The organism is Rhizobium sp. SG570 (genome assembly GCF_012275345.1).
Classification (GTDB): Bacteria; Pseudomonadota; Alphaproteobacteria; order Rhizobiales; family Rhizobiaceae; genus Rhizobium; species Rhizobium lusitanum.
This window is the reverse complement of record NZ_JAAZQI010000001.1, coordinates 731,585-756,513: the sequence shown is the minus strand read 5'-3', so window position 1 is coordinate 756,513 and position 24,929 is coordinate 731,585. Positions and strand designations below refer to the sequence as shown.

Here is a 24,929-nt window from a genome sequence, read left to right as displayed (position 1 = left end):
TCCGCAGGTATAGCAAAGCCGATACATGTTTGATCCCTATATCGACCATTGGTCGCTGACGCCGGACGGCGATCCCATCATTACCCATTCGAGCCATCTGTTGCCGGTCCTCTGGCGGGACAAGCCCGCCATGCTCAAGATCGCGCTGGATGTCGACGAGAAGTTCGGCAATCGCGTGCTGCGCTGGTGGGACGGTGACGGCACGGCCTTCGTCTACGAGTATGATGACAGTGCTGCGCTTATGGAGCGGGCGATCGGGCCAGGCTCGCTGCTCACCATGGCGATACAGGGCGAAGACCACGAGGCGAGCCGGATCATGTGTCGCACGGCGGCAAGACTGCACGCGCCGAGGGCAAAGCCGCTTCCGTCGGATCTCGTACCTCTGGATCGCTGGTTCCGGGAGCTCGAACCGGCAGCGCGCATTCATGGCGGCATGCTCACCGCCTGCGCCGAGGTGGCCGCACGCCTTCTGGCGGATCAACGCGACCAGACCATATTGCACGGCGATATCCACCACGAGAATATTCTGGATTTCGGTTCCCGTGGCTGGCTCGCCATCGATCCCAAGCGGGTCTACGGCGAGCGCGGTTTCGACTTCGCCAATATCTTCTGCAATCCGGAGCTGCCGACCGTCACCAAACCGGGCCGCTTGCAACGGCAGTTGCCGATCGTTTGCGCCGAGGCAGGCCTCGAGCCGAAACGGCAGCTGCGATGGATCATCGCCTATGCGGGACTTTCGGCCGCCTGGTTCTTGAGTGACGGCGACACGAAGAACGCGGATTCGGATTTCACGGTCGCCGGTATTGCCTTTGCCGAGCTCAACGCCTGACGGCCGGCTTCATGCCGCCGGCAAGCAACCGATTGCTGCAAGGCTCGTCTTCACGGCCTCATCGATCGGCGTGTGCGGCTCTTCGCCGAGCGCGGTCAGCAGCTTGTCATTTCTCATCTGCAACGGCACGTCCCACAGATAGCTCATTTCACGCAGCTCCCGCATGAACGGCAGGAAGGGAGCAGCCAGCGGCACCAGCCACCAGGGAAACGCCTTGACCTTCACCGGATGCCCGAGCACGCGCCCCACGGCATCGACCGTCTGCCTGCCATCGCCATCCCAATGGCCGCGCATGTGATAGACAGCAAAGACAGGCAGCTCGTCGCCCTTCTCGATCAGGCGGATCATCGTCTCGGCGACATCGGGCAGGTAAGCCCATTGATGCCCGATACCGGACTTGCCTGGATAGGTTACGGAACGGATCGGTTTGCCGGGCGTCACCATCGCCTGTGAAAACCAGCTGTTGGCTCGGGTTCCGCCAAAGAAATCTCCCGCACGAACAATGATGACCGGCGTACCGCCCTCCTCCGCAGCCGCCCTCAGGCGCCGCTCCATCTGCACGCGGATGGCGCCCTTGCGGGTTTTCGGGCGCTGCGCACTATCCTCGGTGACATTGGGAAAGACATCCGGGCCGAAATTATAGACCGTGCCCGGCAGCACGATCCGCGCGCCGACAGCCTTTGCGGCCGCGATGGTGTTATCAAGCATCGGTAATACGAGCTGTCCCCAGTTGCGATAGCCGGGTGGGTTGACGGCATGCACGATGACATCGGCTCCCGCCGCAGCCTTCAAGACATCCTCAGCTCGCATGGCGTCACCCTGGATCCAGTCGAAGCGCGGCTGACGGCGAGCCGCCTCTGGCGCGTCGCGGTTCAGCGCGCGGATGCGCCAGCCGCGCGCGGCGAGCCCCTCGGCAACGGCGCCGCCGATGCCGCCGGTAGCGCCGAGTATCAAAGCGGTTTTCGTATTGTCTGTTTGGTTGCTCATTGTCATCTCCACTGGTTCGATGAGCCGATTATGCTGCGCGCGCCAAATAAACAAAATTGCCAAAAAATCTGCAGATGTTATACATAAATGTATGATGACACCTGAACCAAGTTGGGATTTTTATCGCACCTTCCTTGCCGTGCTGCAGCATGGTTCGCTGTCTGCCGCCGCGCGCGATCTCGGATTGACCCAGCCGACCGTCGGTCGGCATATCGACGCGCTGGAAGATGCCGTTGGCGCCGAACTCTTCACGCGCTCGCAACAAGGCCTCATTCCGACCGATGCCGCCCTCGCCCTGAGGCCATACGCCGAGACGCTGGCCAGCACCACCGCCGCCTTGTTGCGCACGGCTTCGGGCTCGCGCGACAAGGTGAGCGGGACGGTGCGCATCAGCGCCAGCGAAGTCATCGGCGCGGAGGTGTTGCCACCGATCCTTGCTGGGCTGCAGGCCAGCTGCCCCGAGCTGATCGTGGAGCTTTCCGCCTCCGATGCGGTGGAGGACCTTCTGCAGCGCGAGGCGGATATCGCCGTTCGCATGGTCAAACCGGCGCAGGAAGCTCTGCTCTCCCGCCATATCGGTGTCATCCCGCTCGGCTTCTTCGCCCATCACACTTATATCGAACGACACGGCAAACCCGAGAGCCTCGAAGACCTGCGTCGACACAAGCTGATCGGCTTCGATCGCCAGACGGCCTATATCAGGATGATGCTGAAGCGCTATCCCGTGTTCGACGGCGTCCCCTTCGTCTTTCGGTCCGACCATAGCATTGCGCAGCATAACGCCCTGCGCGCAGGCATCGGAATCAGCTTCCTCCAGATACCTCTGGCAAGGCGCGAGAGAGACCTCGTGCGCCTGCTGCCCGAGATCGAATTGCCGCTCGACACCTGGGTCGTCATGCATGAAAACCTGAAGACATCGCCGCGCTGCCGCGTGACGTTCGATGCGCTGGTCACCGGCCTGCTGAACTATATCAAGGGTAACACCGCTGGAGAGCGAGCGTGACAATGAGTATTGCCGTGGAACTGGTGCCCTATGATCCGGACTGGCCGGCAGCCTTCCAGCGTATTCGCGACAAGCTCGAGCGATTGTTGACACCCTATGTCGTGGCGATCGAGCACATCGGCAGCACATCCATTCCCGGCCTGGCAGCAAAACCGCTTGTCGATATCGACATCATTCTTCGCAGCTCCGATGACGTGCCACTAGCAACACAGCTTCTCCTGGATCAAGATTACGAGCCACGTGGCAATCGCTACGATGACGATGTCTGGGCGTTCATGCTTCGCGATGGCAAGCCGCCGGAACGCATCTATCTCTGCCCGCCGAACAACCAGACGCATCAAAGAAGGGTCATTTTTCGCGATCATCTGAGATCGCACCCCGACGACATGGCCGCGTATGCCAGGCTGAAATTGGATCTGGCGGAAAAGCACCGACGCGATGGTGATCGCTATACCGCCGAGAAACGGCATTTCGTCGATGCGATCATCGACAAGGCATCAGGTACGCCGTAATTCTAGGCTCCGGGAGCCGTATCCACCGGCGGGAAATGCATCTGGCCATCGATAACTTCCGTTTCCGGCCGGTCGCCGCCATCGGCATATTCCTCATGCCACTTGCCGCTTTCGTCCTGCCAGCTGATTTCGGCCGAGTCACCCCCGACCTGCTGTTCGGCCGCGACAATCCTGGCTGCTTCCACCGCCTCGGAATGTGTCGGAAATGCTTCCGAATAAACATCGCGGAAACGATATGCCCATCCACCATCATGCGGCACGATTTCGTATACGACCTTGACCATTCAGATCCTCCTGCTGATCTGCCAAGACCTCAGGACCGGACATAGCCGGCGGGTCGCATGCATCTCAGACAAGTTTCGAGGATGCCGCGACATTTTTAGTTGGGCAGACCTATCCAACCAGTATTCCATTAAACGGCTTCGACTGCAAATTTCACCTTCGCATACGCGCTTGATGTGGGAAATCATTGATTTAGAGTGCAACCGTGAATCGGCGCAAAGGTTGGAAACGTGATCATAGCAAAGTGGCTTAGACAGGAAAAAGCCCTCCTGTTGGCATTGGCAATCGCCGTCATCGCCTATGTCGGCGAGCATGCCGTGCTGGAAATGGGGCAAGCCGTGTCGGTGATCGCGGCCGTTGCATTGATCGCGACGATTGTGCTGGCCTCCATGCGCGTTGCGCATCATGCCGAAACCCTTGCCGTAAAAGTTGGCGACCCCTATGGCACGATGATCCTGACGCTGGCAGCCGTCGCCGTCGAAGTCATCATCCTCGCCATCATGATGAGCGGGGAAAGCTCGCCGACGCTGGTGCGTGACACCATCTACTCCGCCGTTATGCTCGACATCAACGGCATCCTCGGTCTCGCCGCCCTCCTCGGCGGACTGAAACATGGCGAGCAGCCCTACAACGACGACTCCAGCCGGACCTACGGCGTGATGATCCTGACGGCCATGGGCATTTCGATGATCGTGCCGGAATTCATTCCCGATGTGAAATGGCACTACTATTCCGCGTTCACCATCGCCGCGATGATCGCGCTCTATACGCTGTTCCTGCGTATGCAGGTCGGCAAGCACAGCTATTTCTTCAGCTACAGCTATCCGCGCACCGAGAAGAAGCTCGCCGCGGCCGAAGCGCATCACGAGGACGAGTCCACCACCACATCGATCGTGACGATCCTGATCGGCGTCGTGCTGATCGGGGCCCTTGCGGAATTTATGTCTGCCTTCATGAATGTCGGTCTCAAGGGCACGGGCGCGCCGCCGGCCATCGCCGCGATCGTCGTCGCAGCGATTTCGGCAGCCCCGGAAATCCTGACTGCCTTGCGCGCGGCACTGCGCAACCGCATGCAGGCAACGGTCAACATCGCCATGGGTGCCTCGCTTTCGACCGTCATCCTGACGGTGCCTGTCATGGAGGCGATCGCGCTCTATACCGGCCAGCCCTTCATCATGGCGATGTCGCCGGCACAGACCGTCATGGTCATGATCACGCTCATCGTTGCCGCCATCAACCTCAACGACGGCGAAACCAACGCCATCGAAGGCATGACCCATTTCATCCTCTTCGCCACCTTCATCATGCTGACGGCGCTTGGACTTTGACTTTGATTTCAAAGGCTTGAGGCAGCAGGCGGATTCAAATCGCGAGGCGCTTGAATCAGTTGATGAGCCGATATCGAAGCCGGAAAAGCAAAAAAGCCCGCCATCTCCGGCGGGCTTTTCATTCGACTTGTCTTCGATTGCTTACTTGCAAGCGCCGCAGAAGCGCTGGATGCGGCGGCAAGCCTCTTCGAGCAGTTCTTCCGACGTCGCATAGGAAATGCGGAAGTTCGGGCCGAGGCCGAAAGCCGAACCGTGCACGACAGCTACGCCTTCCGATTCCAGCAGTTCGGATACGAAGTCCTCATCGGTTTCAATGACCTTGCCGGTCGGAGCCGTCTTGCCGATCAGGCCGGCGCAGGACGGATAGACGTAGAAGGCGCCTTCCGGAACCGGGCAGGAAAGGCCCTTCGCCTGGTTCAGCATCGACACGACGAGATCACGACGGCCTTCGAAGATCTTCTTGTTGCGCGGGATGAAGTCCTGCGGTCCGTTCAGCGCTTCGACGGCAGCCCATTGGGCGATCGAAGTCGCGCCCGAGGTCTGCTGGCCCTGGATCATGTCCATTGCCTTGATGAGCTGCAGCGGGCCGGCAGCATAGCCGATACGCCAACCGGTCATCGCATAGGCTTTCGAAACGCCGTTCATCGTCAGCGTGCGGTCGTAGAGGCTCGGCTCGACTTCGACCGGCGTGGCGAATTTGAAATCGCCATAGGTCAGATGCTCGTACATGTCGTCGGTCAGGATCCAGACATGCGGATGCTTGACAAGCACGTCCGTCAACGCCTTCAGTTCGGCATGCGAATAGGCCGCGCCCGACGGGTTGGACGGCGAGTTGAACATGAACCACTTGGTCTTCGGCGTGATCGCCTTTTCCAGGTCGGCAGGTTGGAGCTTGAAGTTGTTGGCCTGCGTCGTTGCGACGAAAACCGGCGTGCCGCCGCACAGCGATACCATTTCCGGGTAGGAAACCCAGTAAGGCGTCGGGATGATGACTTCATCGCCCGGGTTCAGCGTCGCCATGAAGGCGTTGAACAGGATCTGCTTGCCGCCCGTGCCAACGATGGTCTGCTCGGGAGCATATTCCAGATTGTTCTCGCGCTTGAACTTTGCGGCGATCGCCTTGCGCAGTTCCGGGATGCCGGCAACCGGCGTGTACTTCGTCTCGCCGCGATTGATCGCGTCGATGGCAGCCTGCTTGATATTGTCAGGCGTATCGAAATCAGGCTCGCCCGCGCCGAGGCCGATCACGTCACGTCCTTTTGCTTTCAACTCGCGCGCTTTCTGGGAAACGGCGATGGTGGCAGAAGGCTTTACACGGGAAAGAGCGTCGGCAAGAAAGGCCATGATGATCGGTCCTATTCGGTTGAAATGGGCAGAAAGCCTGTGGACCAGATTTCTGCGCTAAGCTCTATGTCGAATATGGGCCGCCGTTTCAAGCAGAAAGGCGTCACTGTGACGTTATTTCATGGCTTTTGAGCGGTGTCTTCCTTGTCATCTTCGGGCGATCTCGAGGTGACGGCGCAAGGCAGCGCCTGGCATCCGGATCGTCATCGCCGCCCAAGCCTCGACATCATCATCCCCGAAGTTGAATCGATTTGCGAAGCACCTGATTCAGTTTCTGAGGACAGTTGAAATTTCCCATATGAAACAAAGGGTTTCCCATGCCCTTCGTTTCTCGCAAACCCGCAACGATTACGTCCCGACAACCCTGTCGGAGCCCTCGCCCGCAGAATAAGCCGACGGATCGGCGGATGAGCGCGCGACAACACAAAGACGTTATCGACCCGATACCCGACCTTGAACGGCAGATTGGCCGCCCCACGTTGCGAAAGCGGCGATATTGGGGGAGTCGGGAAGATGCAATTTGGCAAAACAGGATTTTCGATCGCCCTGGTGGCTTCTGCCTTGCTGTCGGCAAGCATGGCGTTTGCCGAACCTGCGCGAACCTTCCAGACGCAGAAAGTACCGGTCAAAATCGAGACGATCGCCACCGGCCTTGAGCATCCGTGGGCTGTCGCGGTCTTGCCTGATGGAACCTATCTCGTCACCGAACGGCCCGGCCGTATGCGGACTATCCGCGATGGCAAGGTAGGAGCCCCCATCTCCGGCGTGCCGGAGGTCTATGCCCGCGGACAGGGCGGCTTGCTCGATGTGGAACTCGATCCGAAATTCACCAGCAATCGCACCCTCTACTTCACCGCCTCCGTGGCCGCCGGCGGCGGGAGCGGCACGGCGGTTTTTCGCGCGCGATTGTCGTCCGATGAAAAACAGCTGACCGATGTGAAGCGCATCTTCCTGATGAACAAGTTGTCGCGCGGCAATATCCAGTATGGCGCGGGCATCGCCATCGCCAGGGACGGCAGTCTCTTCGTCAGCCTCGGCGATCGCGGCCAGCAGGACCGCGCGCAGGATTTCCATGACGACGCCGGCTCCATCATCCATATCGAGGCCGATGGGAGCATCCCCGCCAACAATCCGTTCAAGGACGGCAAGGGTGCCCTGCCGGAAATCTGGTCGAAGGGCCATCGCAATCCGCAGGGCATCACCTTCGACACAGCGACGAACAAGCTCTATACCGCCGAACACGGCGCCAGGGGCGGCGACGAGATCAACACGCCGGAGGCCGGCAAGAACTATGGCTGGCCAGTCATCTCCTACGGGGTCAATTATTCCGGTACGAAGATTGGCATCGGCACGGCAAAGGCAGGCATGGAGCAACCCCTCTTCTATTGGGACCCATCGATCGCGCCCGGTGCCATCGCCATCTATCGTGGCAAGATGTTTCCCGAATGGAACGGCGACCTGCTGGTCACCGCGCTGAAATTCCAGTTGCTTTCGCGCTTGAGCCGTGACGGCAGCGGCAAAATCACCGAGCGGGAACGTATGTTCGAAGGCGAATTCGGCCGTATGCGCGACATCACCGTCGCTCCCGATGGCGCGCTGCTGATAACGACCGACGAGGACGATGGTGCATTGCTGAGAGTTTCAAGAACAACGAGTTAGGCGAAGCTGTCGCCCAATTTGGCGCCTTTCGCCCTTGTCCGGCATAAGAGCAACTGCTAACGGTCGCCCAACTCGTTTTTCCCTTCCCGCAGGATGCAGATGTCTCGCATACAGGCGAATTTGTTGTTGTTGCTTGCCGCCGCGATCTGGGGCGGCGGCTTCGTCGCACAATCGACGGCAATGAAGTCGATCGGACCGTTCTGGTTCATCGGCCTGCGCTTCGCCGTCGCCACCATGGTCGTGCTGCCCTTCGTGTGGATGGAAAACAGAAAGGCGACGCAGCCGCTGACGCACCGCAACTGGCTCTCCTTCCTGCTGATCGGCATCGCGCTCTTCGGCGGAGCCGCGACGCAGCAGCTCGGGCTTTTGACCACCACCGTCACCAACTCCAGCTTCATCACCGGCCTTTACGTGGTTTTCGTGCCCTTGATCGCCGTCATCTTTCTGCGCCGCACGCCGCATTGGGTCATCTGGCCGGCGGCTCTGATGGCGCTCGGCGGCATATACCTCCTGTCCGGCGGATCCCTCTCGCATCTGACGATCGGTGATTTTCTGACCGTCGTCTGCGCGCTCTTCTGGGCCGCGCAGATCACGCTTGCCGGCTCCGCCGTCAATGAGACCGGCCGGCCGCTCGGTATTTCCGCCACGCAATTCGCAGTCACGGCGGTGCTTGCTCTTGCCGTCGCAATTGCCGTCGAGCCGATCAGTATTGCCGATATCCGCGCCGCACTCGGCGAAATCCTCTATGTCGGCGTCTTTTCATCCGGCCTTGCCTTCGCGCTGCAGATAATCGGTCAGCGCTATACGACGGCGCCGCAGGCGGCGATTTTCCTGTCCGCCGAGGCGTTGTTTGGAGCCTCGCTCGGCGCATTGCTGCTGGGCGAAACCATGGGTCCGCTCGGCTATGCCGGCTGTGCCTTGATGTTCGCCGCAATGCTGGCCGTGGAACTGGTGCCGGAATTTGCCCGTAGGCGCCGCGCCCCAGCGTGAAATCGGCCTCAAATTGCTCGCTATGGCTGTCCCCATAAGCATTTTTTGAATTTTTTTCAAACAACCTGAAACACGCGTTTACCGTCAGCCATTTGGGAAAATAACGCCAAAACTATATCGCAAACGATGCAAAAACCTTAGAAATTTGTTTCAAAGCGGAAAAATTTGCGAATCGCGTTATCACACTCGCATTACGGTACTGTGCGCCCCCAATGCGTTAAAAAACTTTTGCTTGCCAATTCCCAATAAACACAGCACTCTCAACGCTGTTCGGGCATTTTTAGAGCATGGGAAGTCCTAATAAAATTGCGCGCCGGGAACGCTAAATATTCCGGTCAGCTTGGTCGAGAAGCGGGTGGCAAACATCGCATCAAGATCATGCCGAGGTATAGGGGACCTTTTCCTTCAATTTGCGAGAATTGCCTGTAAGCGCCCGCAAGGGCAAGACAGTAGTGCTGCCCGTGTGGATGGCGGGCAGGGAGAAAAGGACCTTAGGCATGGCCGAGACTGGCACTGTAAAGTTTTTCAATACCGATAAGGGCTTCGGTTTCATCAAACCGGACAAAGGTGGGGCAGACATCTTTGTGCACATTTCTGCAGTTCAGGCTTCTGGTCTGGCAGGATTGTCGGAAAACCAGAAAGTAAGCTTCGACACGGAACCGGATCGCCGCGGCAAGGGACCGAAGGCCGTCAATCTCCAGATTGCCGGCTGATACGTCTTACGGCTATCATTCGAGTTGAGGCCCGGCAGCGATGCCGGGTTTTGTCATTCAGTCTGCATTCAGTTTGTTGCGTATAGTCTACCTGGCATGAAAGAGCGGGAATTGCAGTCGTCCCGTTCCCCTGAGAGGACAGACTAATGACCATACTCGGCAAATCGCTCGTACTGTCCGCAATGGCCGCAGCATTGACACTGACGTCTATAAGTGCTGCTTCGGCGGACGAATATTGGCGTCATCGCGACCGCGATGGTTGGGCGATCGGCGCTGCCGGCCTCGCCACCGGCCTGATCGTCGGCTCGGCTATCGCCAGCCAGCCGCGCTATGTTGAGCCCGGCCCGATCTATGCCGAGCCCGACTATGGCGCACCGCCCCCGCCCTATTACTACCGCGCCCCGCCGCGCCGGGTCTATGTCGAACGGGATGTCAGCTACTACGCGCCTCCCAGCGCAGCAGGCCTGCGCCCCTGGTCCTCGTCATGGATGCGTTATTGCTACGATCGCTATAGAAGCTTCGACGGCCGCAGCGGCACCTATGTCGGCTATGACGGCATGCGCCACTTCTGCACGGCTGACTGATCCCGAGCAGTTACTCATATCACCGGAAAAAAGCGCCGCCGTCGAGCGGCGCTTTTTTGATTCACAGTCCCCGCAAGAAAGGATTGGTGCGGCGCTCGTCGCCGATCCGGCTGCCTGGGCCGTGACCGCAGATGAAGCCCACTTCGTCGCCGAGCGGAAAGACCTTGTCGCGGATCGACTCCAGCAGTTGCTGGTGATTGCCGCCGGGCAAATCCGTGCGACCGATCGAGCCGCTGAACAGCACGTCGCCGAGATGGGCGAATCCCTGCTTTCGATTGAAATAGATGACGTGGCCGGGCGCATGCCCCGGGCAATGAAAAACGTCGAACTCATGCTCGCCGAAGGAGACCTTGTCACCATCCTTCAGAAAGCGATCCGGCACCACGTTGCGCACGCCCTCGATATTAAACATCTTGCCCTTGGCTTCGATGTCCTCAAGCAGGAACCGATCATCCTCGTGCGGACCGATGACCTCGATGCCGAGCGCTTCGCGTACTTCGTCAGCGCCTCCGGCATGATCGATGTGGCCATGCGTCAACCAGACGGCCTTCAAGGCGATGCCATTCTCGCGCACCATCTGCAGGATGATATCGACATCGCCGCCCGGATCGACCACCACCCCCTCCTTGGTCTCAGGATCGAACAGGATGGTGCAATTCTGTTCAAAAGGGGTCACCGGAATGATGCCGGCCTGGAGCATGCCCATGAGCGCCTCGTCTGTTTGATGGTCGTGCTGCCGGTATAGCGGCAAACAATCGGCAAAGCAGCCCCTGGCGATTTCAAAGTCGGGAGGGCCGCCCATCCCGGCGAGATTTAGCCGACGGGCAACCGACGTGGCCAACGCTCGGAACACTGAAGCGCCCGACGCGTTGAGCATAGTCTTTTGAGGCAGAAGGAGAAAACCAATGTCCTTGAGGAGAAATCTGCTGCTGGCCGGCTTCGTTCTCGTCGGCAGCGCCGGTCTGGCACAGGCCGACATGTCCGCAACCACTGCCACCGATATTGAGGTGCGCTCGGGTCCTGGCTCGGAATTTCCGACGGTAGGCGTCGCGACGCGCGGCTCCGAGGCAACACTGGATGGCTGCATCGAAGGCAGCCGCTGGTGTCGGGTCGACGTCAACGGCATGCGAGGCTGGGTCTACGCCCAATATCTCAGCGTCGAGCAAAATGGCGCTTCGATGGTCGTCCAGGACCACCGTGACGACCTGGGTGTTCCGACCATCACTTACGAGCGAACCGATTCCGTCAAGACCGGCAGCGTGCAGCCCGGCCCGGATGATGAACTGCTCGGCAGCGTCGATCAGAACGACGGTAATGTCGTTGCAATCACACCGCCGGGCGAGATTCGAACCTATATCGACGAAAATCCGGTCGATACCGTCCAGTTGGATGACGATGTCGCCGTCGGTGCAACTCTCCCAGAGAGCGTCGAGGTCCACCGCATCCCCAACTATCAATATAGCTACGTCGAAGTGAACCGTCAGCCGGTCCTGGTCGATCCGGGCACGCGGCGTATCGTCTACGTCTACCGCTGATTCGGCCTTCAATCGGAACAGGATGGCGAAATTCGCATTCGGCCGGCCGGCCGCATGCCTTCAAGGCCGATTTCTCCTGCAATTATTGCGGAATTCTCCCGTTTGAGTTGCCTTTCTATTTCCACCGATCGGTGCATGATGTAGTTCTAATATCATTGAGGATTATCGCCGCTCCCTGGCATCGATCCGGGGCGCGCCGAGAGGGCATCCGGAAGCGTCTTCCGGAACAATGGGAGAAGGGCAATCATGGAAAGTCTAGGGCCTATCATCACTCAACTGATAGCCGGCGCGATCGGCGGCAACGCCGCAAGCGCTGTGTTGAAGCAGGACGGTATCAATCTCGTCGCCAGAACGATTGCGGGTGCGGTCGGCGGTCTTGGCGGTGGCTTGATCCTCAATCTGATCGGCAGCGAAGCCCTGACCGGCCTCATCGCACAGGGCATATCCTCGCTGATCGCCGGCGGCGTGCTCTCGGCAATCGTCGGCGCGGTCCTGGGCCGCAAGTCGTAGAGATCGGAAACTGCGAAAGCCGGGCAGGACGACACGCCCGGCTTCTGCAGACCTATGCGAAATCTTGCTCGATGGCGCGGAAAGGTCCGGAATGGACATGTCTCCGCCACAGTACCGCGATAATCGGCCTCGTCATCTCCACATGGCGCCGATTTCAGCCACCCGTTTGCAAAATGTGCAGATCATCTAGAGATCGGCGGCGCTGGACGCATATCATGGCGTGGTCTTGATATCGCGGGCGGTATCCGGCGACATCGAAGCAGATGCCGTCATTTGAAAAAGGCTGCGCGCCGCCGGATCGCAATCACCACGTTGATAGCATTGCGCTCGACGGAGATACCTCTCCTCTCGCCATCGCGCCCGCAGGAGCCCCACATTGTCTCCTGACGCCGCTATACCATGGCAATTGATTGTTGCCTCAGCTAGGCTCCAGCCACGAGGCGCCAAAGGGAAATGCAAGAAATATTTGGAGTTTTGCGAGGCCGGGCTTAATTTTCAGATGGGGTATACCGTCCGGGCCATGCAAGATTGCGCGGGAGCGACCAGCGACGTAAAAATGCGTCAATAAAGCTGACATATTTTTGCGTAAGTTTCCCGAATGCTCCAAAATAGGAAAGGAAATGCCAGGGTGCCACGACAGACGAGCCAGAATGCGGCAAAGACGGAGCCGCTGGCAACTCCGATGCGGAATGCGGGAATCATCGATTTCGAGATCATCGAGCTGCTTTTCTTCGCCTATCGCGACTTCGTGTCGGATCCGGACCAGATCCTGGACAAGAGCGGATTCGGGCGTGCCCATCATCGCGTGGTTCATTTCGTTAACCGCGAACCCGGCATGACGGTTGCAGACCTTCTGGAAACCTTGAAGATCACGAAACAGAGTTTGGCGCGGGTTCTCAAACAATTGATCGATTCGGGGTATATTCGTCAGGTCGCCGGCCCGGAAGACCGTCGGCAGCGTAAGCTTTATCCGACGCAGGCGGGCAGAGATCTGGCGCTGGCGCTGGCTGAGCCGCAATCGCGCCGTATTGAACGAGCATTCGAAGGCGCATCGGAAGCGACGCGCGAAAGCGTGAAACGGTTCCTGAGGGGAATGCAGACCGAGAAGTGACGGCGAGTTCCGACCCCGGGGCCGGTTCGGAATGGATCATCTCAATCACTGGGTAGGACAAGATCGAGACGGATGGAATGACGACGAAAACAGCTATTTCGGACGACGCGGCGCACCTTCTGATCGTCGATGACGATACGCGTATCCGCGCCCTTCTCAACCGCTATCTGATGGAGAAGGGATTCCGCGTGACGGCCGCTGCCGACGGAGCCGAGGCGCGCCGCAAGCTGGAAGGACTCGATTTTGATCTCATCATCATGGACGTGATGATGCCCGGCGAATCCGGTATCGCGCTGACATCGAGCCTGCGTGCCATCAAGAACATCCCGATCATCATGCTGACGGCGCTTGCCGAAGCCGATTCCCGCATAGCGGGCCTCGAAGCAGGTGCAGATGACTATTTGCCGAAGCCGTTCGATCCGCGCGAACTGGTGCTGCGCGTCAACAATATCCTTCGGCGCAACACGCCGGCCGATTCCCCGAAAATCGAGCTCGTCATGTTCGGGCCCTATACGTTTTCGCTGACCCGCAAGGAGCTCAAGAAGTCTGCCGAGCTAATCCGCCTGACCGATCGGGAGCAGGAGATCATGCTGCTCTTCGCCAAGCGCGCCGGCGAGACGATCCCCCGCCACGAACTCATCGGTGGCGACGCCGAAGTTGGCGAGCGGACCATCGACGTACAAATCAACCGGCTGCGCCGCAAGATCGAAGACGACCCGGCCAACCCCATTTGGCTGCAGACGGTGCGTGGCATCGGCTACCGCCTTAGCATAGACTGAGAAGATCGGCTCTCCAGGATCAGCGGCGATGGTGACATTCGATTCGATCAGGCGCGACCAGGACCACGCGCCGTCCAACGGCCTGCGGTGGCTTGCGCGCTGGCTGCGCCGGAATGTGCTGCCGACGGGCCTTTATGCGCGCTCGCTGCTGATCTTCATTCTTCCGATGATCATCCTGCAAGCGGTCGTGACTGTCGTCTTCATGGAGCGTCACTGGCAGATGGTGACGCAGAGATTGTCCATGGCGACCACGCGTGACATCGCCGCCATCATAACAGTCATCGAGACCTATCCACAGGACGCCGACTATTCGGCCATTACGCAGATCGCACGGCAGAAGCTCGACCTCGCCATCTCGATCGAACCGGGCGGCGAGTTGCCTGCCCCGCGCGAAAAGCCCTTCTTCTCCATACTGGACGGCATTCTGAGCGATGAAATCCGCGATCAGATCAACCTGCCCTTCTGGATCGATACGGTCGGAAACTCCAGCCTGGTCGAGATCCGGGTCAAGCTGCCCGATAAGGTGCTGCGGGTCTTCGCCAAGCGCAGCCAGACATATGCCTCCAACACCCATATCTTCATTCTCTGGATGGTCGGCACCTCCCTGGTGTTGATCGGCATCGCGGTCCTGTTCCTCAGGGGGCAGATCCGACCGATTCAGGCGCTGGCCCAGGCGGCGGAAAGCTTCGGCAAAGGCCAGCGGCTGGAAAACTATTCACCACGCGGCGCCGACGAGATCCGTCGAGCCGGCCTCGCCTTCATCCTGATGCGGGAACGCATCGAACGTCAGATCGAGCAGCGCACCGCAATGCTTTCCGGCGTCAGTCACGACCTCCGTACGGTACTCACCCGCTTCAAGCTGCAGCTCGCCCTCGTCGGCGACAATCCGGATCTCTTGGGTCTCAATGAGGATGTCGAGGACATGCAGAGCATGCTCGAGGGCTATATGGCTTTCGCGCGCGGCGAAGCGGAAGAAGATGTCGGCCAGTTCAAGCTCAGCGACATTCTCGAGAAGATCCAGCAGGACTTTTCCTTGCATGGCAAGTCCATGGATTTCTCGATCGAAGGAGACAACCAGATTTCGGTTCGTCCGAATGCCTTTAACCGCCTAGTAACGAATCTTGCCACCAATGCGCGCCGTTACGCCAAGAGCCTGCGCGTCGAGGCCAAGCACAGCGCCAAGTGGCTGACGATCATCTTCGATGATGATGGCCCCGGCATTCCAGCCGGTGCCCGCGAGGATGTCTTCAAACCCTTCTTCCGGCTGGACGAGGCACGCAATCTCGACAAATCCGGCACCGGCCTCGGCCTTGCCATCGCCCGCGATATTGCCCGCAGTCACGGCGGCAACGTCACGCTTGGCGATAGTCCGCTCGGCGGCCTGCGCGCCACCATCCGCATTCCAGCCTGAGGGAGGCATCGCATGCCGATCGACATCGACAACATGCACTGGCTGAATGCGCCGCCCATGTGGGAAGTGAACCAGGGGCGGCTGTTCGTACGCTCAGGAAACAAGACCGACTTCTGGCAGGAAACCTATTATGGCTTCCATCGCGACGACGGCCACTTTCTCGGCGCATCCCGCCGTGGCGACTTCACCGCCGAAGTGACCTTCGTCGGACACTACCGCGAACTTTACGATCAGGCAGGCCTGATGATCCGCCATGACGCCAGACACTGGATGAAATGCGGAATCGAATATACCGACGGCGCCAAGCATTTCAGCGTCGTCGTCACCAATGGCAACTCCGACTGGTCCGCCTTTCGGCTGGACCACGAATTCGATGCCATGTCTGCGCGGGTGACGCGCAACGGCGACGCTCTCTTCACCCAGTATCGCACCGACCGGATGAACGAATGGCGCATGGCAAGACTTGCCTGGTTCGATCCGACGCTGGAGGAGGTATCGATCGGCCCCGCCTTCTGCTCGCCGCAGCGCGAAGGCTTCGAGGCAGAGTTCCTCGATTTCAGCCTGAATGATCCGCTATCAAGGGATATTCACTGAACCATCTCTTCTCTGCACGAAGAAGAAACCTGGCTCACATCATCTTTTTGCCGTTCGGCACCGCGTGAGTCACCGCCGCAAGAACGATCGCACCGGACTCATCCTCGAACCCGAGCGTCAGAACCTCCGAGCGCACCGGGCCGATCTGGCGCGGCGGAAAATTGACGACGGCAAGCACCTGCCGGCCGATTAGGGTTTCCGGCGTGTAGTGCACCGTGATCTGCGCGGAGGAGCGCTTGATGCCGATCTCCGGCCCGAAGTCGATCCGCAGCTTGTATGCCGGCTTGCGCGCTTCCGGAAAGGTCTCCGCCTCGATGATCGTCCCGACGCGGATATCCACCCGCTCGAAATCGCCATAGGTGATCTCTTCCGTCATGCCTCTGCCCTTTTCATCGAAAATTTAACCGGCCAGCTCCTGCGCCCGCTTGCGTGCCGCTTCCAGCGCCGCATCGAACAAGGGCTGCATGCCGTCCTCCGCCATCAAAACACCCAGCGCCGCGGCGGTCGTCCCGCCCGGAGATGTCACGTTCTGCCGCAGACGCGAAGCGTCGTCGGGGGACTGATGCAATAGCTCACCAGCCCCCGCGACAGTTTCCCGTGCAAGCCGCATGGCGAGGTCCGCCTGCAGACCGAGTTTCCGGCCCGCTTCCGCCATGCATTCGACGAGATAGAAAACATAGGCAGGCCCGCTGCCCGAGACCGCAGTCACCGAATCGATATCGGCTTCGCCCGGCACCCACTCGACCGGACCGGATACTTTCAGGAGATTCTGAACCAGCTGCCTTTGCCGTTCGCCTACCCTGGCATTCGCGAAGGCGCCGGTCACTCCACGCCCGACCATGGCAGGCGTGTTGGGCATGGCCCGCACCATCGCCGCCTCGCCCAGATGCTTCTCGAGCGAGGCAAGCGTCTTGCCGGCCGCGATCGACACGACGACCGTATCTGTTCCCACCGCCGCCTTCAGCGGCGGCAGCACAGCATCCATGACCTGAGGTTTGACGGCAACGAACAGCACGCCCGCAGTCACACCGGCGGGAATGCCGATGACATGGCTGGCTCCCGCATCCGCAATCATCTTCCGCATCGGCTCGGATGGATTGGGATCGACGACGATCACCGAAGATCCCGGCACGCCATTCTTCAGCCATCCCGTCAACAGCGCGCCGCCCATATTGCCGGCCCCGATCAACACGATCGGCCCTGTGGATGCAAAAGCACTGGCGGACTGTTGACCTGTCATATCACGCTTCGCCTACCGTTTCGAAAAGCACAGCTTCCATGGCGCGGTTGGCTTCAAGACCGGACCACACCACGAACTGGAAAGCCTGATAGTATGCCTCGCAAGTGTCAAGCGCGTTGGAAAGCAGCACTTCCACTTGTCGGTTCGTGGGCTCCGCACCGCCGGACAGCAAGAGCGACTGGCGGAAAATTACGATATCTTCCTGGCGCCAGAGGTCGAAGTGCCCCATCAACACCTGCCCGTTGATGCAGGAAAGCAGCTTGATCACCTCGTTGACGCGCGGCTCCGAAACCTTGACGTCGAAAGCACAGGCGATATGCAGCGCCTCGAATTCCTCCATCCAGGAGAAGGAGACGTGGTAATCGGTCCATTTCCCTTCGACGGTCATAGCGAGTTCGTCCTCGCCGGACCGTTCGAACGACCAATCGTTGTTGGCGGCCACGAACTCGATCATATCGACCGGATTCGACTGTCGTTCGACTTCCATTTCCATAAGGCTCATGCAGCACCTTCTTGACCGGAACGAATGCAGTTTTTTCGTGTTCGAACACCAAAAGAACGCAAACAGTTTTACTCCGGAGACATCCTCGGGATGATGTTGAACGGCTACGAGACTAACGCATCCATCCTGCCCGGAGCTTACCAAGTCCGTTTCGAATCATCATTTAAAATCAGTGTATAGCGGCATGCCCGGCAAGCCAGCCCCTGAGGATCGATTTTGGAAACGGCACTGTGGACAGCTCTTCCGGCGTCTATTCAGAAGGGAGTCATAACCGACTCTGACGATTGGCTTTTTTGCCTATGTCCACAGGTGGAAAAACAGCTGAATATTTTCAGAGAAAAAAGCGCGGCAAACGGGTGCCGCGCCGGTCAACAGCGAAAGGGTGTGCTTATTTGCTCTTGGAGGCCAGCTTTGCCTCGAGCGCTTCGATTCTCGCAAGCAACGCTTCGTTTTCGTCGCGCGCCTTGATCGCCATCTCGCGAACGGCCTCGAATTCCTCGCGCTTGACGATGTCCAGGCTATTCAGCCAACGCTCGGCATGCGCATTGAAAGCAGTCTCGATCTCCCGGCGCACGCCCTGGGCAGCACCGGCGGCATCGGTCATCAGCTTGGCGAATTCATCCAAGATACGGTTCGGTCCAGTGCTCATAACAATCTCCTTGCGGCCGTCGGCCCCGAAAACGGACAGGCATCGATAAGGGGCCAAGTAGTGTTGAGGTAGGATTTCCAAGGGTCCGATGCAAGCAAATTGAGATAGAACGGGACAACCGGACCTGCGATAAAGGACACAGCAATAATCGACTTGACCGTTTCGATAGCGAGCGCCATGTTCCGCGCACATTTGGATTTAGCATGCTCTTGTCCCGAAATGGCGCAATGCCTTTTGGGAATCATGCGACAACGGGCCTGACGATCTTGCTGACATCCGCCAATCTCGCCGCCATCCTGCCGTTTCCGGATATCGATCCGGTCGCCGTTTCTTTAGGCCCGCTGTCGATTCACTGGTACGGCCTGGCCTATGTGGCGGGCATCCTGCTCGGCTGGTTCTATGCAAGGCGCCTGGTCGACAACGGCAAGCTCTGGCTGAACGACACCGCGCCGATGACGCGCCAGCATCTGGATGATTTCATCCTCTGGGTGGCGTTCGGCATCGTTCTCGGCGGCCGCATCGGCTATATCCTGTTCTACGATCTCGATCCGGTGCTCGCCAATCCGATCCGCGCGATTGAAGTCTGGAATGGCGGCATGTCTTTCCATGGTGGATTGATCGGCACGACCATCGCCATGATTTTGTTCGCAAAACGCAACAAGGTCCCGGTATGGAGCCTGTTCGATATCGTTGCCGCCGTCGCGCCTCTCGGCCTCTTCTTTGGTCGCATCGCCAATTTCATCAATGGCGAGCTCTGGGGCCGGGCCGCGGACGTCCCCTGGGCGATGGTATTCTGCAGCCCGCACGTGATCGCCGCACACAATGGCATCTGCCCCGCAGGTCCCGATCCGCGCCATCCGAGCCAGCTTTACGAGGCGGGTATCGAAGGCATCATACTCTTTCTCGTTCTCTTCATTCTCACGCGTTGGGCTCTGGCGCTGAAGAAACCCGGTACGGTCAGCGGTATTTTTGTGATCGGCTACGCTTTATCGCGTATTTTTGTCGAATTCTTCCGTCAGCCTGATGAGCAGCTCGGCTATCTTCTCGGCACGAACTGGTTGACGATGGGCATGGTACTGTCTCTGCCGATGGTTGCTATCGGTCTGTGGGCAGTTGTCCGCGCCCGGCAGGCAGCAACCAGGCAGACGGCCTGAGCTGAAGATTAATATCGCATGACCCTTTCAAAAGCCCCCGCTTTTCAAGGCAGTACACTAGCGAAAGCAGAGAATGACGACGGCGCTCGGTGAAAAGATCAAAGCCATTATCCGCACGAATGGGCCACTGAGCATCACGGACTATTTTTCGCTGTGTCTCGCCGATCCGACGCATGGCTATTACAAAACGCGCGAACCCTTCGGCCAATCCGGCGACTTCGTCACCGCACCTGAGATCAGCCAGCTCTTCGGCGAGATGATCGGCGTCTTCATGGTGCATGCGTGGCAGCGCCACGGAACGCCGGCCGATGTGCGTCTCGTCGAAATCGGCCCTGGCCGCGGCACGATGATGTCAGACATGCTGCGTGTCATCAGCAAGCTGGCGCCGCCGCTCTATGACGTCGTGACGGTCCATCTGGTCGAGACCAGCGAGCGTTTGCAGGGATTTCAGCAACAGACCCTGGAGCCTTATGGCTCAAAAGTCTCGTGGCATACGGATTTCGGCGAAGTGCCTGATGGTTTTACCCTGCTTGCCGCCAACGAACTCTTCGATGCCATCCCCATCCGTCAGTTCGTTCGCACCGCCAGCGGTTTTCGCGAGCGCGCGGTGGGCCTCGATGTCGACGACGAACTGACCTTCACCACCGGCGTCGCCACCCTTGATCCGGCGCTTCTTCCGGAGGGCGGACTTCCGCCGATCGGTACGATTTTCGAGCTCGCGCCAGCCCGCCAGGCCGTCATGACGACAATCTGCGACAGGCTGGCCACCCATGGCGGCACGGCTCTCGCTATCGATTACGGCCACATGACGACGGGTTTTGGCGACACGCTGCAGGCCGTGCGCATGCATGAATACGATCCACCGCTGGAACATCCCGGCGAAGCCGACCTTACCAGCCATGTCGATTTTCAGCATCTGGCGCAGACGGCGCTCGCCTCCGGCATGCACATCAACGGATGTTGCCACCAGGGCGATTTCTTGATCGGGCTCGGATTGATGGAACGAGCAGCGGCTCTCGGACGCGATCGCGATGTCGCAACTCAGGAGAGTATCCGCGTCGCCGTGGAGAGGCTGGCCGGAGCCGGAGAAGGCAGGATGGGAGAGCTTTTCAAGGTGCTTGCGGTTTCCAGTCCGGCGATCGACCTCCTGCCCTTTCGTCCTGTCACCTGAACCGTGACCGTCGATCCTGCGGATTGACAGCCCGCGCCGCGCTGGGTCAACATCCCGGCCAGATCGAACTGCTTCGCCGCGGCTGCGTTACTCATCGCACGACAAGCCAAACCGAATATCAAGGAACGCTGTGTTGCCGACACCAATTGCAAGCACGCTGCTGAGTGCCGCCGAGGCTGCCGGCATCCGCCATGGCTATTTCACCCGCGCCGGCGGCATTTCAGAAGGCCTCTATCGCGGCTTGAACGTCGGCCTCGGCTCGAACGACAATCGTGAGCATGTGCAGGAAAACCGCCGCCGCGTCGCCCATTGGTTCGGTCTTTCGCTTGAGCGGCTCGCCACCGTGCACCAGATTCATTCCCCCGATGTCGTCACCATCGACGGGCGTTATGACGGCAGTCGGCCTGAAGCTGACGCGATGGTGACGGCAACACCAGGCATCGTGCTTGGCGTTCTTGCCGCCGATTGTGGCCCCATCCTCTTCGCCGATCCCGAAAATCGGATCATCGGCGCCGCCCATGCAGGCTGGAAGGGAGCGCTGACCGGCGTGCTGGAAAACACCATCGACGCGATGGTGGCGCTCGGCGCAAGGCGTGAGGCGATCATTGCCTGCCTCGGCCCCTCCATCAGCCAGGCAAGCTACGAGGTCGGCCCGGAATTCGTCGATCGGTTCCTGGCCCACGACCCGGGCTACGCCAGATATTTCACGTCGTCTGAACGGGCCGGCCACGCGATGTTCGACCTGCCGGCCCTGACTGTCGATCGCCTGCGAAAGGCAGGCGTGACAGCTGAAAGCCTGAATCTCTGCACCTATCCGGATCCAGACCGCTTTTTCTCCTATCGCCGCACCACACATGCGAAGGAGCCGGATTACGGCCGGCAGATTTCCGCCATCGCCATCGGGGAGGCAGCTTGATATGGCCTTGCATTTCGAACGCAGCGAATTTGGTGCACGCTTGGCTCGACTGCTCGCCAAGATGCAGGAGGAAAAGCTCGACGCCATGCTGCTCTTCGCGCAGGAGAGCATGTATTGGCTGACGGGCTACGATACCTTCGGCTATTGCTTCTTTCAGACCCTGGTGGTCAAGGCGGACGGATCGATGACGCTCCTGACGCGCTCCGCCGACCTTCGTCAGGCGCAACTCACTTCGGTCATTTCCGATATCCGTATCTGGGTCGATCGCGTCAATGCCGATCCGACGCTCGATCTCAAGGAATTGCTTGTTGATCTCGACCTTCTCGGTGCCCGCATCGGCATCGAATACGATACGCATGGCATGACCGGCCGCATCGCCCGCCTGCTTGACCAACAGCTTGCCAGTTTTGGCCAGATCGTTGATGCCTCCTATCTCGTCAGCCGATTGCGCCTGATCAAGAGCCCGGCGGAGATCGGCCATGTCGAGCGCGCCGCCGCTCTCGCCGACGATGCCCTGGACGCCGCCCTGGCGCTGATCAAGCCCGGTGCGGATGAGGCCGATATCCTCGCCGCCATGCAGGGCGCCGTCTTTTCCGGCGGAGGCGACTATCCAGCCAACGAATTCATTATCGGCTCCGGCGCCGAGGCCCTGCTCTGCCGCTACAAGGCCGGCCGTCGCAAGCTCGACGCAGACGACCAACTGACTCTCGAATGGGCCGGCGTCGACGCTCACTACCATGCCGCCATGATGCGTACCGTCGTCATCGGCAATCCCAGTCATCGCCACCGAGAGCTCTATAGCGCCTGCCTGGAGACACTGCAGGCGATCGAAACCATCCTGACGCCTGGCCACAGCTTCGGCGATGTTTTCGACATGCACGCCAAGATCATGGACGAACGCGGGCTTTCGCGCCACCGGCTGAATGCCTGCGGTTATTCGCTCGGCGCCCGCTTTTCTCCGTCCTGGATGGAGCACGAGATGTTCCACATCGGCAATCCGCAGGAGATCGAGGAGAATATGTCGCTCTTCGTGCATATGATCATCATGGACTCCGACAGCGGTACCGCCATGACCCTCGGACAGACATATCTGACGACGTCGCAAGCCCCGAAAGCCCTATCCCGTCACCCGCTCGAATTTCTTAACCGTTAGCGGCGTAAGATAGCGATCCTGAACGGAGAGACCGTCGAGGAAAGGATCGCGCAATGGGACTGGTCAGGACAATGTTGACTGTCGCCGGCTTCTGCCTCGCGCTCTCCGCCTGCAACACCACGGACGCCCTGACGCCACCCGAGGCGATCGGCGATGTCGGCTCCAACCCGGTCACCCAGCGGGATGTCGAGCGGATGGCCACAGCACCCCAGCGTCGCCAAAGCTATCCGGGAACACAAGAGAGCTACGGCTACCAGCAGCAGACTTCTCAGCAAGCATATCAGCCGCAAAGCTATGGCGGCGGTTCGCTTGACGACCAGGCATCGGCGCTGCGGTCGAACGGCACCAATCCCTATGCCTCGCGCCCGCTTGATGACGGCCGCACCGCTTCCATCGCCCCGGCCGATACGCAGACCTCGCAAACCGACGAGCAGAGCGAGGCCGACCGGCGCCTTTCGGAAGATCCGCAACAGCAACCGAAACGGCAGCGGCAAGCCGCCGACGATCAACAGCCGGAACAACAGCAACAGGCGTCGCTGCCGCCCGCTGCCGCCCCCGGCGGCAACAGCATTCGCTTTCTGCCGATCATCGGCGCGCCCGTCGACGCCGTCACCCCGCTATCGCGTCAACTCGGTGCGGATGCCCGCTCGCTCGGCCTGACGATCAAGAGTTCCAGCGACGCCAGCGCCAGCTATGTTTTGAAGGGCTACCTCTCCGCCTTCGAGGACGGCCCGCAAATTTCCGTGACCTATGTCTGGGATGTGCTGGATAACAACGGCAACCGCCTGCACCGAATCCAGGGCGCGGAAAGCGCGCCGCTGAAGCGCGGCGACCCGTGGACGGCCGTTCCGCCGGCCGTCATGCAGAAAATCGCCTCCAAAACCATGTCGGAATTCAATTCCTGGCGCAATTCCAGCGGTGGATAGCCACAAGCTTTTCAGAAATATGAAAGGTATCGCGCGTCTCCCCCTTGCATTCGAGTGCAAGGCGGTTAAAAGCGCGGCTATCAGGTTGGTAACAGGCGGGCCAAGATGAAGGTTTTCGCAGGCAATTCGAACAGGCACCTTGCCGAAGCGATCTGCAATTATCTCAATGTTCCCTTGGGAAGGGCTAGCGTCCGCCGGTTCGCCGACCAAGAGATTTTCGTAGAGATCCAGGAAAACGTGCGCGGCGAGGATGTCTTCCTCGTACAGCCGACGTCGTTTCCGACCAACGATCACCTGATGGAACTGCTGATCATGATCGATGCGATGCGCCGTTCGTCGGCGCGGCGCATAACCGCAGTCATCCCGTATTTCGGCTATGCCCGCCAGGATCGCCGCGCCTCTGGGCGCACGCCGATCTCGGCCAAGCTGGTGGCCAATCTGATCACCGAGGCTGGCGCCGACCGTGTTCTCACGCTCGACCTGCACGCGGGCCAGATTCAGGGATTCTTCGATATCCCGACCGACAATCTCTATGCGATTCCGGTGCTGACCCGCGACATCAAGGCCAATTACGACATCAGCAACGTCATGGTTGTCTCGCCCGACGTCGGCGGCGTCGTGCGCGCCCGCGCTCTTGCCAAACGTCTCGACTGTCTGCTGGCGATCGTGGATAAGCGCCGCGACCGCCCGGGCGAATCCGAAGTGATGAACATCATCGGCGAAGTGGAAGGAAAAGACTGCCTGCTGATTGACGATATCGTCGATTCCGGCGGCACGCTCTGCAACGCGGCCGATGCCCTACTCGCACAAGGCGCGGCAAGCGTCACTGCCTACATCACGCATGGCGTCCTCTCGGGCGGTGCCGTGACCCGTGTTGTAAACTCGAAGCTGAAGGAACTGGTGATCACCGATTCCATTCAGCCGACGACAGCAGTGCAATCGGCGCCCAATATCCGCGTCATCAGCACGGCCAGCCTCATCGGCGAAGCCATCAACCGCACCAGCCAGGAAGAATCGGTCTCGAGCCTGTTCGACTGAGGCCGACAA

The 24,929-nt window shown here is 59.6% G+C and carries 28 protein-coding genes; 20 read left to right on the top strand and 8 right to left on the bottom strand.

Annotated features, from left to right (window positions below):
* Nucleotides 1–25 precede the first annotated feature (25 nt).
* Nucleotides 26–829, top strand: coding sequence for an aminoglycoside phosphotransferase family protein (locus tag FHT28_RS03645; RefSeq protein ID WP_168595582.1), 804 nt, complete (start codon nucleotides 26–28; stop codon nucleotides 827–829).
* Nucleotides 830–838: 9 nt separating this feature from the next.
* Here the strand turns inward: FHT28_RS03645 and FHT28_RS03640 are convergent, their stop codons facing one another.
* Nucleotides 839–1,816 carry an NAD-dependent epimerase/dehydratase family protein gene (locus FHT28_RS03640; RefSeq protein WP_168595581.1) on the bottom strand — a complete coding sequence of 326 codons (978 nt, stop codon included), beginning with the start codon at nucleotides 1,814–1,816 and terminating at the stop codon, nucleotides 839–841.
* A gap of 94 nt (nucleotides 1,817–1,910) precedes the next feature.
* On the opposite strand from FHT28_RS03640, the gene FHT28_RS03635 reads away from it, so the two are divergent.
* Together FHT28_RS03635 and FHT28_RS03630 are read left to right on the top strand one after the other, a co-directional pair.
* On the top strand, nucleotides 1,911–2,819 hold the full coding sequence (locus FHT28_RS03635; protein ID WP_210255666.1) for a LysR family transcriptional regulator: 909 nt from the start codon (nucleotides 1,911–1,913) through the stop codon (nucleotides 2,817–2,819).
* Nucleotides 2,820–2,821: 2 nt separating this feature from the next.
* Nucleotides 2,822–3,331, top strand: a complete 510-nt coding sequence (locus FHT28_RS03630) for a GrpB family protein (protein ID WP_168595607.1) — start codon at nucleotides 2,822–2,824, stop codon at nucleotides 3,329–3,331.
* Between the two features lie 2 nt (nucleotides 3,332–3,333).
* Here FHT28_RS03630 and FHT28_RS03625 read toward each other — a convergent pair whose 3' ends face one another.
* Nucleotides 3,334–3,615, bottom strand: coding sequence for a DUF2188 domain-containing protein (locus FHT28_RS03625; protein ID WP_037194647.1), 282 nt, complete (start codon nucleotides 3,613–3,615; stop codon nucleotides 3,334–3,336).
* A 228-nt stretch (nucleotides 3,616–3,843) separates the two neighbouring features.
* Between FHT28_RS03625 and FHT28_RS03620 the strand changes: the two genes are divergently transcribed.
* Entirely contained in the window at nucleotides 3,844–4,941 is a 1,098-nt protein-coding gene (locus tag FHT28_RS03620) for a calcium:proton antiporter (protein ID WP_168595579.1), read from the top strand.
* Between the two features lie 141 nt (nucleotides 4,942–5,082).
* Here the strand turns inward: FHT28_RS03620 and FHT28_RS03615 are convergent, their stop codons facing one another.
* Entirely contained in the window at nucleotides 5,083–6,285 is a 1,203-nt protein-coding gene (locus FHT28_RS03615) for a pyridoxal phosphate-dependent aminotransferase (protein ID WP_092576254.1), read from the bottom strand.
* A 513-nt stretch (nucleotides 6,286–6,798) separates the two neighbouring features.
* Here FHT28_RS03615 and FHT28_RS03610 point away from each other — a divergent pair.
* The 4 genes from FHT28_RS03610 (at nucleotide 6,799) to FHT28_RS03595 (ending at nucleotide 10,231) form a co-directional block, all read left to right on the top strand.
* Nucleotides 6,799–7,944, top strand: coding sequence for a PQQ-dependent sugar dehydrogenase (locus FHT28_RS03610; RefSeq protein WP_168595578.1), 1,146 nt, complete (start codon nucleotides 6,799–6,801; stop codon nucleotides 7,942–7,944).
* A gap of 99 nt (nucleotides 7,945–8,043) precedes the next feature.
* The gene (locus FHT28_RS03605; protein WP_037194656.1) at nucleotides 8,044–8,934 is read left to right on the top strand and encodes a DMT family transporter; all 891 of its coding nucleotides are present in this window, start codon (nucleotides 8,044–8,046) and stop codon (nucleotides 8,932–8,934) included.
* A 497-nt stretch (nucleotides 8,935–9,431) separates the two neighbouring features.
* The gene (locus FHT28_RS03600) at nucleotides 9,432–9,647 is read left to right on the top strand and encodes a cold-shock protein (RefSeq protein WP_004116423.1); all 216 of its coding nucleotides are present in this window, start codon (nucleotides 9,432–9,434) and stop codon (nucleotides 9,645–9,647) included.
* Between the two features lie 146 nt (nucleotides 9,648–9,793).
* The gene (locus FHT28_RS03595) at nucleotides 9,794–10,231 is read left to right on the top strand and encodes a BA14K family protein (RefSeq protein WP_037194659.1); all 438 of its coding nucleotides are present in this window, start codon (nucleotides 9,794–9,796) and stop codon (nucleotides 10,229–10,231) included.
* Nucleotides 10,232–10,292: 61 nt separating this feature from the next.
* Here FHT28_RS03595 and FHT28_RS03590 read toward each other — a convergent pair whose 3' ends face one another.
* Entirely contained in the window at nucleotides 10,293–10,937 is a 645-nt protein-coding gene (locus tag FHT28_RS03590; RefSeq protein ID WP_047562715.1) for an MBL fold metallo-hydrolase, read from the bottom strand.
* A gap of 199 nt (nucleotides 10,938–11,136) precedes the next feature.
* On the opposite strand from FHT28_RS03590, the gene FHT28_RS03585 reads away from it, so the two are divergent.
* The 6 genes from FHT28_RS03585 (at nucleotide 11,137) to FHT28_RS03560 (ending at nucleotide 16,171) form a co-directional block, all read left to right on the top strand.
* Complete coding sequence (locus FHT28_RS03585; RefSeq protein ID WP_168595577.1) at nucleotides 11,137–11,766, top strand: DUF1236 domain-containing protein; 630 nt, start codon at nucleotides 11,137–11,139, stop codon at nucleotides 11,764–11,766.
* Between the two features lie 246 nt (nucleotides 11,767–12,012).
* Nucleotides 12,013–12,276, top strand: a complete 264-nt coding sequence (locus FHT28_RS03580) for a hypothetical protein (protein WP_037194666.1) — start codon at nucleotides 12,013–12,015, stop codon at nucleotides 12,274–12,276.
* 628 nt (nucleotides 12,277–12,904) lie between these two features.
* Nucleotides 12,905–13,387 (top strand): MarR family transcriptional regulator, encoded by a 483-nt coding sequence (locus FHT28_RS03575; protein ID WP_037194668.1) that lies wholly within the window; start codon nucleotides 12,905–12,907, stop codon nucleotides 13,385–13,387.
* A gap of 77 nt (nucleotides 13,388–13,464) precedes the next feature.
* Nucleotides 13,465–14,166, top strand: a complete 702-nt coding sequence (locus tag FHT28_RS03570; protein WP_037194671.1) for a response regulator — start codon at nucleotides 13,465–13,467, stop codon at nucleotides 14,164–14,166.
* A gap of 28 nt (nucleotides 14,167–14,194) precedes the next feature.
* Nucleotides 14,195–15,577, top strand: a complete 1,383-nt coding sequence (locus FHT28_RS03565; RefSeq protein WP_037194672.1) for an ATP-binding protein — start codon at nucleotides 14,195–14,197, stop codon at nucleotides 15,575–15,577.
* A gap of 12 nt (nucleotides 15,578–15,589) precedes the next feature.
* Nucleotides 15,590–16,171 carry a DUF1349 domain-containing protein gene (locus FHT28_RS03560; RefSeq protein ID WP_168595576.1) on the top strand — a complete coding sequence of 194 codons (582 nt, stop codon included), beginning with the start codon at nucleotides 15,590–15,592 and terminating at the stop codon, nucleotides 16,169–16,171.
* A 34-nt stretch (nucleotides 16,172–16,205) separates the two neighbouring features.
* Here the strand turns inward: FHT28_RS03560 and FHT28_RS03555 are convergent, their stop codons facing one another.
* The 4 genes from FHT28_RS03555 to FHT28_RS03540 all read right to left on the bottom strand — a co-directional run bounded on the left by FHT28_RS03555 (nucleotide 16,206) and on the right by FHT28_RS03540 (nucleotide 18,562).
* Entirely contained in the window at nucleotides 16,206–16,547 is a 342-nt protein-coding gene (locus tag FHT28_RS03555; RefSeq protein ID WP_047562707.1) for a tRNA-binding protein, read from the bottom strand.
* A 24-nt stretch (nucleotides 16,548–16,571) separates the two neighbouring features.
* A complete protein-coding gene (gene proC / locus FHT28_RS03550; protein ID WP_047638645.1) occupies nucleotides 16,572–17,411 on the bottom strand; it encodes a pyrroline-5-carboxylate reductase in 840 nt (279 codons plus the stop codon).
* Nucleotide 17,412: 1 nt separating this feature from the next.
* A complete protein-coding gene (locus FHT28_RS03545; protein WP_037194677.1) occupies nucleotides 17,413–17,913 on the bottom strand; it encodes a YbjN domain-containing protein in 501 nt (166 codons plus the stop codon).
* A gap of 388 nt (nucleotides 17,914–18,301) precedes the next feature.
* A complete protein-coding gene (locus FHT28_RS03540; RefSeq protein ID WP_037194679.1) occupies nucleotides 18,302–18,562 on the bottom strand; it encodes an accessory factor UbiK family protein in 261 nt (86 codons plus the stop codon).
* Nucleotides 18,563–18,828: 266 nt separating this feature from the next.
* On the opposite strand from FHT28_RS03540, the gene lgt reads away from it, so the two are divergent.
* The 6 genes from lgt to FHT28_RS03510 all read left to right on the top strand — a co-directional run bounded on the left by lgt (nucleotide 18,829) and on the right by FHT28_RS03510 (nucleotide 24,920).
* Nucleotides 18,829–19,716: a prolipoprotein diacylglyceryl transferase gene (lgt, locus tag FHT28_RS03535; RefSeq protein ID WP_047562971.1), complete on the top strand. Its 888-nt coding sequence runs from the start codon at nucleotides 18,829–18,831 to the stop codon at nucleotides 19,714–19,716.
* 73 nt (nucleotides 19,717–19,789) lie between these two features.
* Complete coding sequence (locus tag FHT28_RS03530; protein ID WP_168595575.1) at nucleotides 19,790–20,887, top strand: class I SAM-dependent methyltransferase; 1,098 nt, start codon at nucleotides 19,790–19,792, stop codon at nucleotides 20,885–20,887.
* A gap of 133 nt (nucleotides 20,888–21,020) precedes the next feature.
* Nucleotides 21,021–21,803, top strand: coding sequence for a peptidoglycan editing factor PgeF (gene pgeF / locus FHT28_RS03525; RefSeq protein WP_246704786.1), 783 nt, complete (start codon nucleotides 21,021–21,023; stop codon nucleotides 21,801–21,803).
* A 1-nt stretch (nucleotide 21,804) separates the two neighbouring features.
* The gene (locus FHT28_RS03520) at nucleotides 21,805–22,956 is read left to right on the top strand and encodes a Xaa-Pro peptidase family protein (protein WP_047562699.1); all 1,152 of its coding nucleotides are present in this window, start codon (nucleotides 21,805–21,807) and stop codon (nucleotides 22,954–22,956) included.
* Nucleotides 22,957–23,009: 53 nt separating this feature from the next.
* On the top strand, nucleotides 23,010–23,882 hold the full coding sequence (locus FHT28_RS03515) for a hypothetical protein (protein ID WP_037194688.1): 873 nt from the start codon (nucleotides 23,010–23,012) through the stop codon (nucleotides 23,880–23,882).
* A gap of 105 nt (nucleotides 23,883–23,987) precedes the next feature.
* Nucleotides 23,988–24,920, top strand: a complete 933-nt coding sequence (locus FHT28_RS03510; RefSeq protein ID WP_037194690.1) for a ribose-phosphate pyrophosphokinase — start codon at nucleotides 23,988–23,990, stop codon at nucleotides 24,918–24,920.
* Nucleotides 24,921–24,929 lie beyond the last annotated feature (9 nt).

Coding starts and splice junctions, on each gene's coding strand:
- FHT28_RS03570 (WP_037194671.1), top strand. CDS start 13,465: ATGACGACGAAAACAGCTATTTCGGACGACGCGGCGCACCTTCTGATC.
- FHT28_RS03530 (WP_168595575.1), top strand. CDS start 19,790: ATGACGACGGCGCTCGGTGAAAAGATCAAAGCCATTATCCGCACGAAT.
- FHT28_RS03520 (WP_047562699.1), top strand. CDS start 21,805: ATGGCCTTGCATTTCGAACGCAGCGAATTTGGTGCACGCTTGGCTCGA.
- FHT28_RS03600 (WP_004116423.1), top strand. CDS start 9,432: ATGGCCGAGACTGGCACTGTAAAGTTTTTCAATACCGATAAGGGCTTC.
- proC (WP_047638645.1), bottom strand. CDS start 17,411: ATGACAGGTCAACAGTCCGCCAGTGCTTTTGCATCCACAGGGCCGATC.
- FHT28_RS03615 (WP_092576254.1), bottom strand. CDS start 6,285: ATGGCCTTTCTTGCCGACGCTCTTTCCCGTGTAAAGCCTTCTGCCACC.
- FHT28_RS03630 (WP_168595607.1), top strand. CDS start 2,822: ATGAGTATTGCCGTGGAACTGGTGCCCTATGATCCGGACTGGCCGGCA.
- FHT28_RS03645 (WP_168595582.1), top strand. CDS start 26: ATGTTTGATCCCTATATCGACCATTGGTCGCTGACGCCGGACGGCGAT.
- FHT28_RS03585 (WP_168595577.1), top strand. CDS start 11,137: ATGTCCTTGAGGAGAAATCTGCTGCTGGCCGGCTTCGTTCTCGTCGGC.
- FHT28_RS03595 (WP_037194659.1), top strand. CDS start 9,794: ATGACCATACTCGGCAAATCGCTCGTACTGTCCGCAATGGCCGCAGCA.
- FHT28_RS03555 (WP_047562707.1), bottom strand. CDS start 16,547: ATGACGGAAGAGATCACCTATGGCGATTTCGAGCGGGTGGATATCCGC.
- FHT28_RS03565 (WP_037194672.1), top strand. CDS start 14,195: ATGGTGACATTCGATTCGATCAGGCGCGACCAGGACCACGCGCCGTCC.
- FHT28_RS03590 (WP_047562715.1), bottom strand. CDS start 10,937: ATGGGCATGCTCCAGGCCGGCATCATTCCGGTGACCCCTTTTGAACAG.
- FHT28_RS03580 (WP_037194666.1), top strand. CDS start 12,013: ATGGAAAGTCTAGGGCCTATCATCACTCAACTGATAGCCGGCGCGATC.
- FHT28_RS03545 (WP_037194677.1), bottom strand. CDS start 17,913: ATGAGCCTTATGGAAATGGAAGTCGAACGACAGTCGAATCCGGTCGAT.
- FHT28_RS03605 (WP_037194656.1), top strand. CDS start 8,044: ATGTCTCGCATACAGGCGAATTTGTTGTTGTTGCTTGCCGCCGCGATC.
- FHT28_RS03515 (WP_037194688.1), top strand. CDS start 23,010: ATGGGACTGGTCAGGACAATGTTGACTGTCGCCGGCTTCTGCCTCGCG.
- FHT28_RS03640 (WP_168595581.1), bottom strand. CDS start 1,816: ATGAGCAACCAAACAGACAATACGAAAACCGCTTTGATACTCGGCGCT.
- FHT28_RS03610 (WP_168595578.1), top strand. CDS start 6,799: ATGCAATTTGGCAAAACAGGATTTTCGATCGCCCTGGTGGCTTCTGCC.
- FHT28_RS03510 (WP_037194690.1), top strand. CDS start 23,988: ATGAAGGTTTTCGCAGGCAATTCGAACAGGCACCTTGCCGAAGCGATC.
- FHT28_RS03560 (WP_168595576.1), top strand. CDS start 15,590: ATGCCGATCGACATCGACAACATGCACTGGCTGAATGCGCCGCCCATG.
- FHT28_RS03635 (WP_210255666.1), top strand. CDS start 1,911: ATGACACCTGAACCAAGTTGGGATTTTTATCGCACCTTCCTTGCCGTG.
- FHT28_RS03625 (WP_037194647.1), bottom strand. CDS start 3,615: ATGGTCAAGGTCGTATACGAAATCGTGCCGCATGATGGTGGATGGGCA.
- FHT28_RS03540 (WP_037194679.1), bottom strand. CDS start 18,562: ATGAGCACTGGACCGAACCGTATCTTGGATGAATTCGCCAAGCTGATG.